Annotated in this window: 21 protein-coding genes; 15 read left to right on the plus strand and 6 right to left on the minus strand. The window is 43.0% G+C overall.

What is annotated here, in order from left to right; all coding sequences use genetic code 11:
* Positions 1-26: 26 nt before the first annotated feature.
* Complete coding sequence (locus tag V7124_RS01925) at positions 27-737, minus strand: hypothetical protein (protein ID WP_335485358.1); 711 nt, start codon at positions 735-737, stop codon at positions 27-29.
* 57 nt (positions 738-794) lie between these two features.
* Positions 795-1064, minus strand: coding sequence for a hypothetical protein (locus V7124_RS01930; protein ID WP_335485360.1), 270 nt, complete (start codon positions 1062-1064; stop codon positions 795-797).
* 119 nt (positions 1065-1183) lie between these two features.
* Between V7124_RS01930 and V7124_RS01935 the strand changes: the two genes are divergently transcribed.
* Positions 1184-2116, plus strand: coding sequence for a magnesium transporter CorA family protein (locus V7124_RS01935; protein WP_335485363.1), 933 nt, complete (start codon positions 1184-1186; stop codon positions 2114-2116).
* 372 nt (positions 2117-2488) lie between these two features.
* The gene (locus V7124_RS01940) at positions 2489-2860 is read left to right on the plus strand and encodes a hypothetical protein (RefSeq protein ID WP_335485367.1); all 372 of its coding nucleotides are present in this window, start codon (positions 2489-2491) and stop codon (positions 2858-2860) included.
* Between the two features lie 134 nt (positions 2861-2994).
* Here the strand turns inward: V7124_RS01940 and V7124_RS01945 are convergent, their stop codons facing one another.
* Positions 2995-3150 (minus strand): hypothetical protein, encoded by a 156-nt coding sequence (locus tag V7124_RS01945; protein ID WP_335485370.1) that lies wholly within the window; start codon positions 3148-3150, stop codon positions 2995-2997.
* A gap of 198 nt (positions 3151-3348) precedes the next feature.
* Between V7124_RS01945 and V7124_RS01950 the strand changes: the two genes are divergently transcribed.
* The 4 genes from V7124_RS01950 (at position 3349) to V7124_RS01965 (ending at position 6188) form a co-directional block, all read left to right on the plus strand.
* Positions 3349-3672 carry an anti-sigma factor antagonist gene (locus tag V7124_RS01950; protein WP_335485373.1) on the plus strand — a complete coding sequence of 108 codons (324 nt, stop codon included), beginning with the start codon at positions 3349-3351 and terminating at the stop codon, positions 3670-3672.
* Complete coding sequence (gene rsbW / locus V7124_RS01955; protein WP_335415433.1) at positions 3669-4151, plus strand: anti-sigma B factor RsbW; 483 nt, start codon at positions 3669-3671, stop codon at positions 4149-4151. Before V7124_RS01950 ends, rsbW begins: the two co-directional genes overlap by 4 nt.
* Positions 4117-4908, plus strand: coding sequence for an RNA polymerase sigma factor SigB (gene sigB, locus V7124_RS01960; protein ID WP_335485376.1), 792 nt, complete (start codon positions 4117-4119; stop codon positions 4906-4908). Before rsbW ends, sigB begins: the two co-directional genes overlap by 35 nt.
* 140 nt (positions 4909-5048) lie before the next feature.
* A complete protein-coding gene (locus tag V7124_RS01965; protein WP_420489539.1) occupies positions 5049-6188 on the plus strand; it encodes a PP2C family protein-serine/threonine phosphatase in 1140 nt (379 codons plus the stop codon).
* A gap of 68 nt (positions 6189-6256) precedes the next feature.
* On the opposite strand, the gene V7124_RS01970 is transcribed toward V7124_RS01965, so the two are convergent.
* Entirely contained in the window at positions 6257-6742 is a 486-nt protein-coding gene (locus tag V7124_RS01970) for a Dps family protein (RefSeq protein WP_335415441.1), read from the minus strand.
* A gap of 224 nt (positions 6743-6966) precedes the next feature.
* On the opposite strand from V7124_RS01970, the gene V7124_RS01975 reads away from it, so the two are divergent.
* The 3 genes from V7124_RS01975 to cls all read left to right on the plus strand — a co-directional run bounded on the left by V7124_RS01975 (position 6967) and on the right by cls (position 12191).
* A complete protein-coding gene (locus tag V7124_RS01975) occupies positions 6967-9738 on the plus strand; it encodes an ATP-binding protein (RefSeq protein WP_335415445.1) in 2772 nt (923 codons plus the stop codon).
* Between the two features lie 8 nt (positions 9739-9746).
* The gene (locus tag V7124_RS01980) at positions 9747-10598 is read left to right on the plus strand and encodes a CheR family methyltransferase (RefSeq protein ID WP_335415485.1); all 852 of its coding nucleotides are present in this window, start codon (positions 9747-9749) and stop codon (positions 10596-10598) included.
* Between the two features lie 87 nt (positions 10599-10685).
* Complete coding sequence (cls, locus tag V7124_RS01985; protein ID WP_335419927.1) at positions 10686-12191, plus strand: cardiolipin synthase; 1506 nt, start codon at positions 10686-10688, stop codon at positions 12189-12191.
* A gap of 206 nt (positions 12192-12397) precedes the next feature.
* On the opposite strand, the gene V7124_RS01990 is transcribed toward cls, so the two are convergent.
* Positions 12398-12649, minus strand: coding sequence for a GlsB/YeaQ/YmgE family stress response membrane protein (locus V7124_RS01990; protein ID WP_335419930.1), 252 nt, complete (start codon positions 12647-12649; stop codon positions 12398-12400).
* Positions 12650-12716: 67 nt separating this feature from the next.
* Positions 12717-12926 carry an IDEAL domain-containing protein gene (locus V7124_RS01995; protein WP_335419932.1) on the minus strand — a complete coding sequence of 70 codons (210 nt, stop codon included), beginning with the start codon at positions 12924-12926 and terminating at the stop codon, positions 12717-12719.
* Positions 12927-13361: 435 nt separating this feature from the next.
* Between V7124_RS01995 and V7124_RS02000 the strand changes: the two genes are divergently transcribed.
* The 6 genes from V7124_RS02000 (at position 13362) to spoIID (ending at position 17935) form a co-directional block, all read left to right on the plus strand.
* Positions 13362-13688, plus strand: coding sequence for a general stress protein (locus V7124_RS02000; protein ID WP_335485379.1), 327 nt, complete (start codon positions 13362-13364; stop codon positions 13686-13688).
* Positions 13689-13715: 27 nt separating this feature from the next.
* Positions 13716-13895 (plus strand): hypothetical protein, encoded by a 180-nt coding sequence (locus V7124_RS02005; protein WP_335485382.1) that lies wholly within the window; start codon positions 13716-13718, stop codon positions 13893-13895.
* A 226-nt stretch (positions 13896-14121) separates the two neighbouring features.
* Complete coding sequence (locus V7124_RS02010) at positions 14122-14379, plus strand: DUF1146 family protein (protein ID WP_335419942.1); 258 nt, start codon at positions 14122-14124, stop codon at positions 14377-14379.
* A 271-nt stretch (positions 14380-14650) separates the two neighbouring features.
* On the plus strand, positions 14651-15394 hold the full coding sequence (locus tag V7124_RS02015; protein ID WP_335485385.1) for a YwmB family TATA-box binding protein: 744 nt from the start codon (positions 14651-14653) through the stop codon (positions 15392-15394).
* A gap of 32 nt (positions 15395-15426) precedes the next feature.
* Positions 15427-16740 (plus strand): UDP-N-acetylglucosamine 1-carboxyvinyltransferase, encoded by a 1314-nt coding sequence (gene murA / locus V7124_RS02020; protein WP_335419949.1) that lies wholly within the window; start codon positions 15427-15429, stop codon positions 16738-16740.
* Positions 16741-16906: 166 nt separating this feature from the next.
* Entirely contained in the window at positions 16907-17935 is a 1029-nt protein-coding gene (gene spoIID / locus V7124_RS02025; protein ID WP_335485388.1) for a stage II sporulation protein D, read from the plus strand.
* Positions 17936-18142 lie beyond the last annotated feature (207 nt).

The raw sequence follows: 18142 nt of genomic DNA on the forward strand, positions 1-18142 counted from the left end.
GCTCCCATGAACGGAGAAGGTAGTGCTCAAATTTCATCCGATTGCTGCTTTTGCTTTTCCTTCATAATCTGGAGGTCGTGGCTAAATGTCTCGTGAATCACAGTTTTTCGGCCGAATAGTAGGAGTTGGTCCCCTTCTTGGAGAGTGGTATCGTAGATATTTTTCCGAATGATGACATCCCCACGCTCAATAAATAAGATGGCAAAGTCAAGCGAATCATGATTAGTTATCAGCTGGATTAAGGATGAATCAGCGAGTTCGGACTCTTTGTAAAGAGGAAGAAGGATCAAGATATCTTCTTTATTTTTCAAAAACAAGTCCCGAATCGGCAGGTCAGCAAGTTCAACTTTGTGTTTTAATTCATGGTTAAACAGCTTAGATAGCACCAGCTGAATGCATTCAATCTTTAAGATACAATAGATAATAATGACAACAGCTGCACCAATTAAAATCTCAGTTGTCCGAAGGCCATTTGATAGGAATTGGCTGACTGAAGAGATAATCACTGCGAGAGAAAAGGCGCCAAATGAGATCAAAAAGGCTGCTAGTTTCCTGCGGATGGGATGGCCGAGAATGAGCTCGGATTCACCGGTTGTATAGCCGGTTCCTGTCATCATTGAAATCACCTGAAACCTCGAAACCTTTACCTTCAACCCTGTCATTTGAAATAAAATAACAAAAATTTCAATCACGACTAAAATGATGATGAAATAAATGAGTAAGAAAAGTAGAATCATATTTCCCTCCATAAAAAGAGTTGAGGCACTAGAACTAGTACCCCAACTCCAACACCATTACTGAATTTTTTCATTATAAAACTGAACGGAATACTGTGCGCCCTCACTCACCATTTCATTATCAGGAAAATCCTTCGGATGGGGATTGCCGCCCTTTTCGATGGGAAGCTGTTCAGATGCAACGTACACATTCGGCTTTACCTTGTTTTTCCAATCTCGTAATACACTTTCAACTTTGATGCGGTTTGGTTTATTTGACAGCCATACCGCAGCCGACGCCCCAATTCCTACCGCTACTAACGAACTCATGCCTACGGATCTTTTCATGGTTACAACCTCCTTTAGTTTTGTTTTATAATTACCCTTCTCCTTTCCCTATTAAACATTTTTCTACGTTTGGCTTTGCTTTTTTTAGGGAAACAACGGATAGGAGAGGTGGGAAATGCATGGAGAGAAATATCAATTTTGACAAATGGAAATGGGTTCAAATAAACAAGAATGACCTGAGTACAATGTGGGAACAGGAGACGACGCCATCAGGTTGGGTAACAACTATTCGCAGAAATATAACTAATTGCGTGAAAGTGCATGGGGGAATCGATGGAGAAATGGCCGTCAATGGGTCGCTTATTTATCGACAAAATGTGGAAGAGGAGGAAGACCAGCAAATTTTCCATTTCTATTTAACCAGTCAAACATTGGTTACCATCGATTTAGAGTTTACAGCAATGAAACAAATATCAGCTGAAATGTTGTTACGGCAGCTAGAAAAGTGTGACAATGCTGTGGATGGGTTTTTATTTTTGCTTGGAGAACTAGTAAATGACTTGTTGGTTGAGATTGATCAGTTTGAGGAGTCACTTTATCGGCTCATGTGGGGTGTGAAAAAGAGGAATGAAATGCGGACGTTGGAGCATGTCTTTACCCAGCGCCATGAACTGATGGTTTGTAAAAATCTGTTGATTCCGATCCAGGAGCTGAAAATGGCGATCGAGGAAATGGATTTTCCTAACGTGAATGACGGAGGAATTTTTACGAGGACTTGCAAACGGATTGACCGGGCGCAGGTGTTGCTGAGGGAGTATGAGCAGGAGTTAGACACGATGATTCATTTAGAGGAGGTCATCTCCTCCCATCGAGGAAATGAAATTATGAAAACCTTAACGGTGTTGACGACGATTTTTACCCCGATTATGGCTTTAGGGGCTTTATGGGGAATGAATTTTAAACATATGCCTGAACTGGAATGGCAGTACGGGTACTTGATTGCATCGCTTGTAATCATTACATCGACGCTACTACTTTATCGATACTTAAAAACAAAAGGCTGGACAGGAGATCTTTTAAAAGGGAAAAAAAGAGGTTCGTTTTTTAAATAAAGGCTGTTTTCGTAACGATTGTTGTTAAAGTCTTAAAGCCGACTTTAACGTGGCAATAGTTATTTTGCGGCTTTGAAATTAGTTTACAAGCTCTTTTCTTATCGGATTTTTGCTGTTTTCTGCGAAAATACAGCACAAATATTAGTTTTTCTACCTAAAAACAACAAAGTTTTAGAAAAGAGCCTAAATAAAAGAGGTTTAATACCTTTCGAAAGTGGTATAACACTATCAAGGTTAGAAACTAGCTAACCTGATAATCCAGATGAATAGAAGGCGGGTGGTTGAAGTATGTGGTTGCACGTTCGGTAAATCCGGCAGGAATGGCAGGAATGAAAAACAGCAATCTGAAAAAAGTAAAAGGAGGAAACAATCATGGGTAAGAATTTTGTAGATAATAAGGATGTTGAAGTATTTGGCCGTGCAGGTGAAATAAGTGAAGAAAGAAGACGAAACGGCTATAACGATGAACAGATTCCTCCGATGGAACAGGTTCCTCCGACGGAACAGCAATTCCCTGGCGATGAGATTGTTGAAGATTTAAGGGAGTTATCGCGGCAGCAGGGCCAAAGGGAAGGTAACGTGTACCAAATAAATGACGAACAACAGCCGAACCGTTCAAGAGATGGAGATACGATTTCTGAGACAGATGATAAAGAATTCCGAAAAGAGGAAGTGGAATCCCCGTCAGACTGGCAGAACGAAAGAAACTATCAAAATAACGAGCATGACGGTAATCGTAGCTAATCCACTTTCCACCATGCATTAACCATTAATATAAATAAGAGGCTTGCACAAATGGGTGCAAGCCTCTTTGTTGCTTTGAAATAGAATTTACATGTCAAAAAACTGCCTCGAAAAATTTTCGAGACAGCGCTATGTTATTGCTTTGGATCTGGAACCTGCTGTTCTTTTTTTAACTCTTTAGTGGTTTTGGCCTCTTCCATTTCTTTGCCGAGCTTCTTCATTTCATCAAAATTTTGGGCCATTGAGCCATTGTTCAATGCAGGAAATTGATCCTTGAGCTTTTTTTCCATCGGTACCACTCCTTTTACAGGTTTATGTACCCTCATTGGGAAAAAATAAACCCCTACTATTCTACTGGGTATTTATGGCTATTTGGAATCCTTCCTAATTTTGGTATAATGCTAGAAAAATAATTTTTAAAAAAATAGGTTTGATTTTCTACTATTGAGGGTATGTAAACAGTAAATATTTCAGAAGGTGATGATCGTATGAAAATAAATATCGAAAAACATCAGAATGAGATGGAAATATTCGTGTCGGTTGCTGGAGAAATCGATGCCTATACCGCACCAAAGCTTCGCGAAGAGTTATTGCCGTTTTCGGAAGGCAAAGGTAAAACGGTTACGGTCAATCTGAAGGATGTTTCCTACATGGATAGTACCGGATTAGGCGTATTTGTCGGATTGTTCAAGCAATTGAACAGGAATGAGGGAGAGCTGAGGTTAGTAGAGTTATCGGACCGATTAAAGCGACTGTTTGAACTGACCGGATTGAGTAAAATCATGAATATTTCAGAGGATGGAGGACGATGAAACACGTGATGGATTATGTGGAAATGAAGATTCCGGCGAAACCGGAATATGTGGGTGTGATCAGGTTAACGATTTCAGGAATAGCCAGCCGTATGGGTTATACATATGAAGAAATCGAGGATATTAAAATTGCGGTAAGTGAGGCCTGCACGAACGCTGTACAGCACGCGTATCCGGACGACGAAGGTGGAGAGGTCATTGTCGGCTTCGGCATTTACGAGGACAAGCTTGAAACGATGGTAGCGGACAGCGGTCAAAGTTTTAATTTTTTACAGACGAAAAGTGAACTTGGACCTTACACCGAATCAAGTACAGTCGATCAGTTATCAGAGGGAGGGTTAGGTCTATTTCTAATTGAGACGCTCATGGATGAAGTCCGTGTGTTGAATCGTTCTGGAGTAACGGTCTTCATGGTGAAGTATCTAGGCGGGGAGCGTGAAAATCATGACAAAGCCACCTCAGACCGTGAAACGAACTAAGGAAGAAATTTATGCACTGATCAAAGAGTTCCAGGAAACTGGGGACGATGAAGCGCAAACGATCATTGTCGAGCATTACCGCAATCTGATCGGGAGTATCGCGAGAAAATATTCAAAAGGGAGAAATCTGCATGAAGATATCGTGCAGGTCGGGATGATTGGTTTACTATCGACCATCCGTCGGTTTGACCCTAATGCCGGGACCCCGTTTGAAGGGTATTTATTACCGATGGTGATTGGGGAAATTAAGCGGTTTTTACGGGACAAGACGTGGGATGTTCATGTACCGAGGCGCATAAAAGATATGTGGCCGAAAATAAATGTGGCCGTGGACGAGTTGACGACTAAGAATCAACGCTCACCAAAAATCCACGAGATTGCTGAATATATCGGGATTTCTGAAGAGGAAGTCCTGGAAACAATGGAACTAGGAAAAGGTTATCAAACCGCGTCAGTCGATAAATCGATTGAAACGGGCTCTGATGGCAGTGAGATTACTGCGTTAGACGTCATTGGTGCGGAGGATAAAGGATTTCAGAAGGTTGACCAGCGTTTGCTGGTAGAGAGTGTGCTTCATGTGCTGGATGATAGGGAGAGACAAATTATTCAGTGGACGTTCATCGAAAATAAGAGTCAGCGCGAAGTAGGGGAAGCCCTGGAAATTTCACAAATGCATGTATCGCGTCTGCAAAAAAAGGCGATAGAAAAATTGCGCAAGGCTCTTAACCGCCATACCTATCAAGACAGATTGAACTAGGCTCTTTTCTTAAACATTGTTGCTTTTTATAACGTTAATTAATGTTTTCGCGGAAAACAGCTTCGAATTAAAACAGGTGCCTGTCACCCATAAACGGGGTCAGGCGCATCCTTTGCAAAGGAGGGGATGCCCCAATGCCAATGAAGATTGTCATCGTAGATGATAATAAAACAAATCTAATGATTGTCGAAAAAATCTTAAGGAGGGCAGGCTATAATAATCTGCTTTTGCTGCCATCTGCAGGGGAGCTATATCAGTATTTACAGCTTGATGCACCGAGTCCTTGCGAAGTACCTGTGGATTTAATTTTAATGGATATGATGATGCCGGAAGTTGATGGGATTGAAGCCTGCCGGACGGTTTTGGCAAATGAACGATTTACCGACCTGCCGATTATTTTTGTAACGGCGATGGGCGATTCCAATAAAATGGCCGAGGCGATGGATGCAGGAGCCCTTGATTATGTGATGAAACCGATTAATAAGGTGGAACTCCTCGCCCGAATTCGCTCCGTTCTTAGGTTAAAGCTTGAAAAGGACCTACGGAAGGAACGGGACAAACGAATTCAATATGAACTCGACTTGGCCAGGCAGGTACAGAGAAGCATGTTAAGCGGCCCGCTTCAAGAAAAGGATGTCAATATTTCAGCTGTGTACCGACCAACCTTTGAGCTTGCCGGCGATTTCTATGCCTGGTATCAAATTGGTCCCAACCAATATGGTGTTATCCTGCTCGATATGATGGGTCACGGCATTTCATCCTCGCTGGTCGGGATGTACATATATTCTGCATTAAAAGATACAATTATGGGGATCGTTGATCCGGAAATGGTTATGAAGGAACTGAACAGGCGGATGCTGCAGCTGCATGCACCTGATAGTTTAATAAACTACTATTTTACCGCTATTTATTTTGTTCTCGACACGAAAAAGCAAACGATTGAGTATGTAAATGCCGGCCATCCTACAGGGATTGCCATTGTTGATCAGGAAGTTAAATTTTTATCCGAAGGCTGCTGCGCGCTTGGTTTTTTTGAAGAAATTGAAGTCACGAAAGGGGTCATTCCATATCAGCAAGCTGCTCGCATTCTGATGTTTACGGATGGATTATCCGAATGGCTGGAGGAGAAATATGAGGATGCCATGGATAAACTGAGTACCTGCTTGCAAGCTGAAGATATGGTAGATCCTGCTGTGTTACTTCATCAGCTGCAGCCAGGCTGGGAGCTTGTGGATCCTCCGAAAGATGATATGTGTCTGGTGTTAATTTCAACCAATTAAAAGGGTGTCAGCGCTGTGGCTGACACCTTTTTGTGGCCAGGTGTGGCGGACACCTTGTTCCATAAGGATTACCCCGCCAGGTAAGCTTCAAACATCCATCTGTGCTTTTCTAATGAGGTTCGAATGTGAATGAACAGATCGGCAGTCGGCTGATCATCATTGTCCTCGGCAAGGGTGATGCCGTCCGTCAACTCATTGCAAATCATGTCAAAGTCATCAGTCAATGTTTGGACCATTTGCTGTGCATCCTCATCGCCGGTTGCTTCCTTTAGGGTAGAAAGCTCGAGTGTCTCCTTAAGGGTTGACACCGGTAACGCCCTTTGCGATAGCATTCGTTCTGCAATTGTATCAAGATGCAAAGCTGCTTCCTTGTAGAGTTCCTCAAATTTAACGTGCAGGGTAAAAAAGTTGTCTCCCTTTACGTACCAGTGGTAATGATGAAGCTTCATGTGAAGAACGGTGAAGTTCGCTACCTGCTTGTTGAGAGTGTCGGATAATGTATTGGTTTTTGAATTTGATTTTGTCGTTTTAGTTTTAGTCGTAGTTTGTGCCATATATTAATATCCTCCTGTATTTGTGATGTACTTGTTAATTACCCTGATGACGAGTAGTTGAAACTAGTAAATTTTTCATAGATTTGGGTGATGATGGACGAATTGGGCCGAGCGGAGAACCACAATGTCCTTCATGCAGGTTGGGACCATCTTCCCATTGGGTCAGATGGCTAGAAACGATATGATAGAGTTACCTAATTTTTTACAAAGGGGGAGTGCAGATAATGAAGGGATTACACTTAAACATTCACACGAAAATTATTGCAGGCTATTTATTCATCTTGGTTTGCCTAGTTGTCTCCCTCCTAATCGTGATGGACCGGATGTCGGCTCTGCAGAAAGAAGTCGATTACATTTCAAAGCATGATATAGAGGTACACAATTTAGCCAATCAGATTCAAAAAAATGTACTAGACATGGAAACGGGCATGAGAGGGTATGTGATAACAGGTAATGAGGAGTACCTCGAGCCCTATCGTTCAGCGAGCAACAGCTGGCTTGAAAACTACAACACCCTACATTCCTTGTTGGAGAATAACGGCTCCCAGCAGCGGGATATAGAAGAAATTAAGCTGATGATCATGCAGTATATCACGAATACCGCGGATTATGTGGTGGAGCAAAAAGGGCTAGATAACCAGATGGCGTTGGATGAATTTTTTAAAAGTAACAAAGGGAAAAAGGCGACAGATGAGCTCCGGTCTCACTTTGAGTCCTTCCTTAAAAACCAAACGAACCGGACAAATCAGCGAGTGGAGCTGCTGAATCTGGACAATCGCAATTTAAAAATAACCTTGTACGGAATCATCTTGGTCGTTAGCTTGATTACCATGACGACCGCTGGATTCCTTGCAAATTCGATCGTCAAAACGATAAAACAGGTGGTCCGCACGATTAAAGGGATTACGGATTCGCGAGAGGTAGAGGTAGATCTTTCTACAAGGATCGAGGTCAACACCCATGACGAAACACTTGAACTGGCCGAGGCGATGAACCAGCTTCTTGGCAGCCTCGAGAAACAGAGCTGGGTTCAGAAAAGTATGGCGGAAATTGCCACCATGTACCAGGGAATGACGGACCTGACAGAATTGACACATACTTTTATCACCAAGCTTGCACCGATGTTTGACGCAGTTTACGGCGTAGTTTACCTTCGTAGAAATCAAGGCAGCGACGTTCATTTTGTAAAAGCAGCTGGCTATGCCCTTGCCGCTGATGAAGATGCCGAGGCAAGTTTCCTGTTAGGAGAGGGGTTAATCGGCCAGGCAGCTCTGGATAAAAGAATTTTCCTGATTGATACGCTGCCAAAGGAACATTTTAAAGTCACCTCAGGATTAGGTGATTCATCGCCGCGAAATCTATTGATTGCACCGATTTTAGTAGAGGGAAAGGTAGAAGCTGTTGTTGAATTTGCGGCGTTTCAGCCGTTTAAGTCCCAGCACCTTACTTTATTGGACTTGCTTCAGGATAAGTTTGGCTCAGCGATTACCAATGTGGCAGGAAGGATGGAGGTAGAGAGGCTGCTCGGGGAATCGCAGATGTTAACGGAAGAACTTCAGGCGCAATCAGAGGAACTTCAAGCCCAATCGGAAGAATTGCAAATGCAGCAGGAACAGCTGCGGATTACCAATGAATATTTAGAAGAACAGAAGCAATATGCTGAACAAAGGGCATCGGAGCTGAAGAAGGCCAAGGATAAACTTGAAGACTATTCAAGAAAACTACGGACGAGCTCCCAGTATAAAACAGATTTTCTGGCAAATATGTCACATGAGCTGCGCACGCCATTAAACAGTATTTTGATTCTGTCGCAAATGCTGATGGAAGCTGACGAGGAAATGGACAGCTCAGAAGTGAAGGAATCCTCCCGGGTCGTCTACACGGCTGGAAGTGATTTGCTGCGGTTGATTGATGATATCCTCGATTTATCAAAAATTGAGGCAGGTAAAATAGAAATTTTAACCGATGAAGTGAACGTGACCGAGATTCCACAAATGATGAAGAACATGTTTGACCCCGTTGCAGTGAAAAAGAAATTAGACTTTGAAGTCGTAACAGCTGAAAATGTACCTGCTGTGATTATGACCGACGGACAGCGTTTGCAGCAGATCTGGAAGAATCTACTTAGCAATGCCTTTAAATTTACGGAAAGTGGTTCTGTAAAGGTAAGAATTGAGATTGCAGAGCGAGAACTGGTGCAGGATCTATTGCCTGACCTTGATGAAGAAGAAGTGGTACTAGCAATCGCGGTAACCGATACGGGAATCGGTATCGCATCGGAAAAGCAGCAAATTATCTTTGAGGCCTTTCAACAGGTTGACGGGACGACGAATCGGCAATTTGGCGGCACTGGTTTAGGGTTATCGATCTGCCGTGAATTTACTCGTTTACTTGGCGGAGCGATTACCGTCCAAAGCGAGCCGCATCATGGAAGCACGTTTACCCTATATATTCCCGGAAGGATGGATGGCGCAGACTATCAATACCAGCTTCACCAGGTGGCCATGGAGGAAGTGGCGGCAAGTACCAGCGGAATAACCCGGGAGCAGGAACCGACTGCCGGTGAAAAAGAAGTGATTGTAGTGGAAGCTTCAGACGACCAATTTTTTAAAGGAAAGAAAGTGTTGTTAGTAGAAGATGATCGCCGGAATGTATTTGCACTTGTCACGGCGCTGGAGAAAAAGGGTGTGAAGGTTCATGTGGCGGAGAACGGTAAGCGGGCCATTGAATTTTTACAAGAAAAACCTGATTTTGATCTTGTGTTCATGGATATCATGATGCCGGTAATGGGCGGCTATGAAGCGATGAAAATCATCCGTCATGATTTGGCGATGGACAAACTGCCGATTATTGCCCTGACTGCCAAGGCGATGAAAGGGGAACGGGATAAGTGTATGGAGGCAGGGGCTTCCGATTATATTATGAAGCCATTAAATATCAATCAGTTATTCTCGCTAATGCGGGTGTGGCTGACCGAGCAGGTGAATGAGGATTGAACAGTATGATGAAGGAAATCGTAATAAATATCGATATAATCGAGCCAAGCGAGCTTCAGGAAATTGAGATTAGTTTGCTGCTTGAGGGCTTGTATCAAATGTATGGATATGACTTCCGGGGCTATGTTCGGGGGTCGATTAGCAGGAGAATCATCAACCGGATGAAGGCGGAGCGGCTTCCAACGATTACTGCTTTACTGGAAAAAGTGCTCCACGACCCAAGGGTTTTGGAGCGTTTGTTGAATGATCTTTCCATCAGAATGACGGAAATGTACCGAGATCCAAGTTTTTTTGCCGCCTTTCGTAACGAAGTGGTGCCATTGCTGCGGGAGCTTCCGGAAATCCGGATTTGGCATGCTGGCTGCGCCACCGGTGAGGAGGTTTATTCCATGGCCATCCTCATGCAGGAGGAGGGGCTAAGTGAAAAAACGAGAATCTACGCGACTGATATGAATGAAAAAGCCCTGCATGCTGCACAAAAGGGAGCATTTCCGCTAAAAAAGATGCAGCAATATACGAAAAATTACTTGAAGGCCGGTGGAAAGATGGCCTTCTCCGAGTACTACACGACGGACCATCAGTTTGCCTATTTTTCGCCCAACCTAACGGAGAATCTCACTTTCGCTCAGCACAATTTGGTGAGTGACAGCTCGTTTAATGAATTTCATGTGATTTTATGCCGCAATGTCATGATCTATTTTGATAACACCCTGCAGCAACAAGTCCATCGTCTGTTCTATGACAGCCTCGCTGACAGCGGATTTATTGGACTCGGAAGTAAGGAATCGCTTCTAGGGATGCCGAAGGGTATGAAATACGGAGAATTTAATTCATGTGAAAAAATTTATCGGAAAAATTAGATGTCTGACTGGGTCAGGCATCTTTATTTATGTTTGAACGGATCCTCTAAAGGGTATTTCTTTTTAAAAGACTATGGGGTGGACAGGATGAAAAAAATACGCTTTGAAATTTTCCTAATCGGTATGATGCTTACTTTTGGCTGGATGATTTTTTTTACTGGTGCTCCGTTGTGGTGGAAAGAGGTATGTATCCTCCTTTATATCATAGCAATCGCGTACACGGTGACCGGCTTATGGCTGCAAAATCGACCTGTACCGAAAACACTTTTATGGACCTGCTTGTTAATTTTAATACCGGTATTGGGCTATATTCTCTATGTATATTCAGGACAATTACTATTTAAAGGGGAACTTTTTAAAAGCAAGCGTGCAAGTGACCGCGAGTTGTTCGAGGCACTCCGTAAAAGTGAGCGTACACTAGTTGAAAAACCATCCCAGCTCAATGCCCATCAGCGCTGTTTTGTAGATTATCTCAATCGAGTGACCTTAACCGATCAAAACCAAAATACAAGGACGAAAATTTTAAAAAACGGTGAGGAAACTTTTAAGGAGATGAAACAGAGGTTGAAGGAGGCAAAGGAATTCATTCATTTAGAATATTATATCTTCCGCTATGACCGGATCGGGCGGGAACTGATTGATATCCTAACCGATAAAGTAAAGGAAGGTGTTGAAGTCAGGCTGATTTATGATGCCTTCGGAAGTTTCTCCCTTTCTGAACAGGTTAAAAGGAAAATGACAGACTCCGGGATTCAGCTGCACCCTTTTCTGCCGCTGAAATCAGGCTGGTTTACGCAAAAGTTTAATTTCCGCAATCATCGAAAAATCATTGTGATTGATGGGAAAATTGGATTTGCGGGCGGGTTGAATGTGGGAGTGGAATATCTTGGCGAGGATAACAGATTTGGTTTTTGGTGTGACACGCATGTTTTGCTGGAAGGGGAAGCAGTCCAGACACTGCATGCTGTTTTTTTATTAGATTGGAAATATGTTTGCGGGGAGAAGTTGTTTGAGGCTCCTCGTTATCTGCAGCCGGTTCCAGTGACAGGTGATGGGCTCGTCCACGTGGTTGCTACAGGACCTGAAACCAGGGACATGAGTGATCATTATTATGCGATGATTTCGTGTGCAACAGAATCGATTTGGATTGCGTCACCGTATTTTATTCCCAATCAGGCGATTATGACTGCGCTAAGGGTGGCAGCGAAAAAGGGCATTCAAGTTCGAATCATGGTTCCTGAGTGCAATGATGGTTTTCTAACCCAATATGCCACGCAATCCTACTTTCCGGAACTTCTTCGTGCGGGCATTGAACTGTACACCTATCAAAAAGGTTTTTTACATAAAAAAGTAATTATTGTCGATGGGGACATGGCCACGATTGGAACAGCGAATATGGATTTACGCAGCTTTCATTTGAATTTTGAGGTCAATTTGTTTTTAACCGACACCGATAGTATCGATGACCTGGTCACTCATTTTGCGGAAGATCTGAAGGAATGCAGCCGGATCCGGCCGGTTGCTTTTTACAAGAGAGGGTTGAATGTTAAATGGAAGGAATCCTTCGCCCGGCTGTTTTCGGGAGTGCTATGAAGAAAGGCATCTGCTGGTTGTGGCAGATGCCTTTTTTGAGGTTTTTTAGGGGGAATTATCGCATGTGTTTTTTTAAAAGTCTGTTCTGGAGTGGCCGAAGAGCATTCGGGAAGGGCGTTTGGGTCAGTGCAGGTAGGCTGGAGTTCCAAATACGAAAAGAACTAAAAAAGAAGACTGCGGATACCCGCAATCTTCTTTCCTTCATATTATGCGTTGCGTCTGATCATTCTCAGTACAAGGCTGAGGATGAGCACAAAGACGATGGCACCGAGGAGGGCCGGTAACACGTAAAATCCGCCAATCACAGGACCCCAACCGCCTAACATTGAACCAATCCAGGCCCCGATGAACCCTGCAATGATATTTCCGATAACACCTCCGGGAATATCACGCCCAAGTATAAGTCCTGCCAACCAACCGATTACGCCTCCAATAATTAATGACCAAATAAATCCCATGAAAACCTCTCCTTTCTCTTTTCAACGAGCTATGATTACTAAATACCCGCAATTTCCACAGCTAAACTTAGTTTTGAAAAAATTTATCATGAGTTTGCTCAAATCGTGACTTATAACGGATTTCTGGGCTATTCATAAACGGATCCAAATAACGCTGGCAAATCTTTAATTCAAAGGTTAATCGATAAAATTCTTCTTCGTTCCGCTCATCCAAACACTGATCGATTTTTTGCTTTAACAAACTGATCTTTGTAATTAACTCTGCTTTTTTCCGCATCCCAACCCCTCCAAATTATCATTTTTATAGTAACTAAAGGTTAAATACCCATTATCTGTTTATTTAAACTTGGCTGTTGATTTGCGCTACACTAAGGAATGCTTCTTCGAATAATCACCGCAAGGACAGGCGGTTTCTGCCTGTCCCGAGGCGCTACGCTTTCCGNNCGACCTGCGGGGTCTCACTCAGCTCGTACATCCCGCAGGACTTTGAATTTACATCCTTGAGTTTGCCCACGCACGAAGAAAATGCGATAGCATTTTCGAGGAGTCGAGCGCCTTTCGCTCCAATCAACAGGCTCTAAAATAAACAGTATCCTTCAATAAAACTTTTTTTAAAAATAGGTTTTGTCTCGTGAAAGAACGGATATATAACGAATACAGGCTGACACACATCAGCTTGGCAGCTAGTAACTATTCTCGAGGAGGAATGAACATGGAAAATGTAAAAATCGTCGAAAATGGAGTCGAAGCCAAACAGGAAATTGCTCAATTCATGTTACAAGGATACACAAAGAGTGAAATTTATTTATTAGCGCATGACGAAAACCGTTCGGAACATCTTACCGATGCACTGGATATTAACGAAGTTGGAGTAAGTGAGCAGGGAGTCTTTGACTCAATTGCCAATGTGTTTCGTTCCAGGGGCGATGAACTGCGTTCCAAATTACAATCGCTGGGATTATCCGCAGCGGCAGCGGAACGTTGTGAAGAAGAAATGGATCATGGAAAGGTCATTGTATTAGCTTCTAAATCTGCATAAAAAAATAATAATAATGAGGTGATGATTATGAAGAAGTCGAATCAGAGTATCGAGAAATTAACAGGTATTCGGAAGCGGGCGAGGCATAAACAGAGCGAGAGCCACTCATTCATGCATTATTTTAGGAAACCGATTGTTCATCGGGAGATACATGGGGATAGAATTTATGTTCCGTTACGGATCAATCGGGTTTGGGATGGAATCTAAATTTCATATGTACTTATTACCTGCCTAAACACTGATTGTTAGCAGAAAACAGTGTTTAGGCAGTTAATGCGTTAAAAATTTTCCGATAAGTGAAACTTTTCACGTTCTCATACGTCAGTATCATATGTACTAATTTTATGCATCCTATTTATGCATATTTTTTTGCATAAATGGAGTTTTTTGCATAAATGGTGACAGGCACCATACCATTAAAGGAGTTAGATGTATGATGGAGAATTTTGGGCAGGTTGCGTTGGTGAGTATTTTCTCGCACCTTATTTTTATTGCTTTGGCGTGGTGGGCTCTGCAGTCGATTCGTTTGGATAAGCTGTTGAAGCCGAATCATGTTTTTCAAGCACGATTACTCTATATTTTGTTGGCTATTATTATTGGATCATCGGTTAGTAATTTTTTCCTAGACTATCTCCAATGGTCAAGACAGCTGCCATTAATCCTACAATACATACAATTGGTAAAAATTTAAGTCTTTGTACATGTATCTTTTTTGGAAGAAATTGAGTACAATTCAATTTGTGTGAAAAAGTGTGAAAAGATAAACAAACTACAACGAAGAAAATCAAAATGACTTCGGTGAGATAAACCTAAAGCAAAAACATGAACCTGTCTGAAGCAAGAAAAAGGCAATTTTTTCAAAAAAGATCTTCTCGATTAAAAAGCTTGTCAAAAAGTGACGACATTTCCCAAGTATGCTACGCCTCTCCTTGGAAACAATGGTAGTAAGGGGGAGAGTAGAGATGAAGAGAAATACAAAGGTACTTTTTGGTATTAGCATGATAATAGTTAGTTTGATGGTGGTGCTCGGCAGCCGGTTGACGGCGGCCAGCGGCGAACTCGATTTAGTGAAAATCGCCGACGCTTTTCAAACAGGAGATATTTTGCTCGAAGAATGGTCGTTTTATGCAAGGGAGCATTTGGTTGACCTGAATACAGAAAAAGAAGTGCAGGAATATGTGAAGGAGCTTCAGCAGAAGTTTCCTGATTGGGATTGGTCGACAAGTGAGACCAGCGAAAAATGGGAAGTAACAGCAGTATCTCCGACTTCTAAACACCACACAGAAATGCTTCAAGTTATGGCAACCCACACAAAACAACCTGTGAATGCGTATATAGTATATAGGGTCTCTGGTAACGAGTGGAACAAGGAGATGGAGTCCTTTTTCATGAATGCACCATTTAAAAATAGACTCTCCGACATATTTCGAGGAAATCCAACAATTTTCTCTGGTATAAAGGGCAGCATCAGTGATAAGATTGATTTGGCATTACCTACTATTGCAACTGGAATTTTGGAAATTTTTAATGCGAAAGAAATCGAAGCGTTAAAAGAGGATAACTTCATGTCTGTATCGGCGGAATCGCCAATGTTTTCAGACTCCATAGCGCAGGGCATGAATTTACAAATTGGCATACGCTCCGAGGGATTGGGCGCAAAGACTACCATTGTAGTTGGCACACCAATCATTACGATTGAATATTAATATAGAGAAAATGGACGCGGAGGGGAATACTCTTGGAAAAGATCATCGTCCGCGGCGGACAAAGGCTTTACGGATCGGTTAAAGTAGAAGGCGCAAAAAATGCGGTCCTGCCTGTACTCGCTGCCACATTATTAGCAAGTGACGGAAAAAGTGTAATACGTGATGTACCTACACTCTCCGATGTATACACAATTAATGAAGTATTGCGCAACCTGAATGCAGAGGTTGCCTTTGACAATAATACAGTTGTCGTTGATGCATCTAGAGTGTTGAAAGAAGAAGCCCCATTTGAATATGTGCGTAAAATGCGTGCGTCTGTCCTTGTGATGGGTTCACTATTGGCGCGCAATGGCCGGGCCCGTGTAGCCCTGCCAGGCGGATGTGCGATTGGTTCTAGACCGATTGACCAGCACCTTAAAGGCTTTGAAGCGATGGGTGCAAGGGTAAAAGTTGGAAATGGTTTTATCGAAGCGGAGGTTGACGGACGCTTAAAGGGTGCAAAAATTTATTTGGATTTCCCAAGTGTTGGCGCAACAGAAAATATCATGATGGCGGCAACGTTAGCCCAAGGCACAACCATCATTGAAAACGTAGCAAAGGAACCGGAAATCGTTGACCTTGCTAACTTCTTGAACAAAATGGGCGGAAATGTCCGAGGCGCAGGCACGGGCACTCTTCGTATTGAAGGTGTCGATGTATTGTTTGGCGCTGAGCATCATATTATTCCTGACCGGATTGAAGCAGGAACCTTTATGGTTGCTGGTGCGATTACCGGTGGAAATGTCCTCGTGCAGGGCGCAGTTCCTGAACATCTTTCTTCCTTAATTGCGAAAATGGAAGAAATGGGCGTTACGGTTATCGAGGAAGGTGACGGTCTTCGTGTCATCGGTCCTGAAAAGCTTAAAGCGGTTGATATTAAAACAATGCCACATCCTGGCTTCCCAACCGATATGCAGTCACAAATGATGGCTCTCTTGCTTCGTGCAGAAGGTACATCGATGATTACGGAAACGGTATTCGAAAACCGCTTCATGCATGTTGAGGAATTCCGCCGGATGAATGCCGATATTAAAATTGAAGGTCGTTCCGTGATCTTAAACGGACCTTCGAACCTACAAGGTGCTGAAGTGTCTGCAACAGATTTACGTGCAGCTGCCGCTCTCATTTTAACCGGCTTGGTGTCTGATGGTCATACACGTGTAACCGAGTTAAAACATTTAGACCGTGGTTATGTGAACTTCCATGGAAAATTAGCTTCCCTAGGTGCAGATATTGAACGTGTAAAAGAAGCGGATGAAGAAGTTTTTACCCAAGTGGAAAGTTATATTAGCGATATGAACGCGTAAGTGATGTGAACCGAAGAGGGTAAGACTCTCTTCGGTTTTTTATTATATATTATTTTTTGAAAATTCAATCATCTATTTTTAGTCATAAATGCTTGTCCCCCTCCATATGATGGAATGAGAAGTAGCCCAAGTCGGGTGCATAAATTTCATAATTGGAGGCTCCTACATGAAAAAATTCAAACCACTCATCCTACTAACATCTTTCTTATTTGCCCTCACCTTACTGATTCCTGCGCTTTTAGTGTTACCGTTCGGGGATGGGAAGGTGAGCGGCAAATTAGGTGAAGATCTGACGGGTAAAGCCCCAAATACCGAAGGAGCAGCTAATTCGGATGCCGCAGTTGAGGTGGCAGTCTATCGCTCCACGATCGGACAAATCGATAACATTCCGCTAGAAGAATACCTCGTCGGGGTTGTAGCAGCCGAAATGCCTGTTGAATTCAAAGAGGAGGCCTTGAAGGCACAAGCCTTGACAGCAAGAACCTATATTGTAAAAAAAATGCTGAGCAAAGACAAAATCGGCGTTCCCGAGGGTGCGCAGGTAACAGACACGCAGATCCACCAGGTTTACTTGAGTAAAGAGCAAATGAGAAAAAACTGGGAGATGGAGTTTGAATCGAACTACGCGAAGATTCTCGCTGCGGTTCGTGCCACGAGCGGACAGATTTTGACGTATGACGGCCAGGCGATCGATGCCTCATTTTTCTCCACTTCGAATGGCTATACAGAAAACTCCGAGGACTACTGGCCCAATGAAATGCCATACCTGCGCAGTGTCTCAAGCCCATGGGATAAAAATTCTCCAAAGTTTAATTCGGTAAAGGAGGTTAGCGTGAAACAATTTGAATCGGCGCTTGGGGTGAAAGTTGGGGCGAGCGGGACGATTGGAAAAATCGTTGAGCGTACGGCTGGAAAGCGGGTTGCGAAGGTTGACTTCAATGGGAAGGTTCTAAGCGGTAAGGATATTCGTGATAAATTGGATCTGCGTTCTTCGGATTTTGATTGGCAGCGTAAAGGGGATAGCATTGTCATCACCACCCGCGGCTACGGACACGGTGTCGGCATGAGCCAATACGGCGCAAACGGCATGGCGGCGGAAGGGAAGAGCTATATGGAAATCGTGAAACACTATTATCAGGGCGTTGAGGTGACATCTGCGGATGGTATGATGGCGACGATTACGGCGCAGAAGTAGGGGATTTTGTGTGGTGATTGGTTTGGCACATAAGAAGGAAATTTGGCACATAAATCAGGAAAGTGGCACATAAAATAAAAATTCGGCACATAAATATTAGAATTGGCACATAAGTATGGTTTTATTTAAAATAGGTAATTTATTTTGGATCTGGGTTCAGGATTTACCCTTAGAAACTGGCAAAAACATGGTTAAAAGCTAAAGACA

Origin of the sequence: Neobacillus niacini (assembly GCF_036961885.1) — a bacterium.
In the GTDB taxonomy this organism is placed as follows: Bacteria; Bacillota; Bacilli; order Bacillales; family Cytobacillaceae; genus Neobacillus; species Neobacillus niacini_H.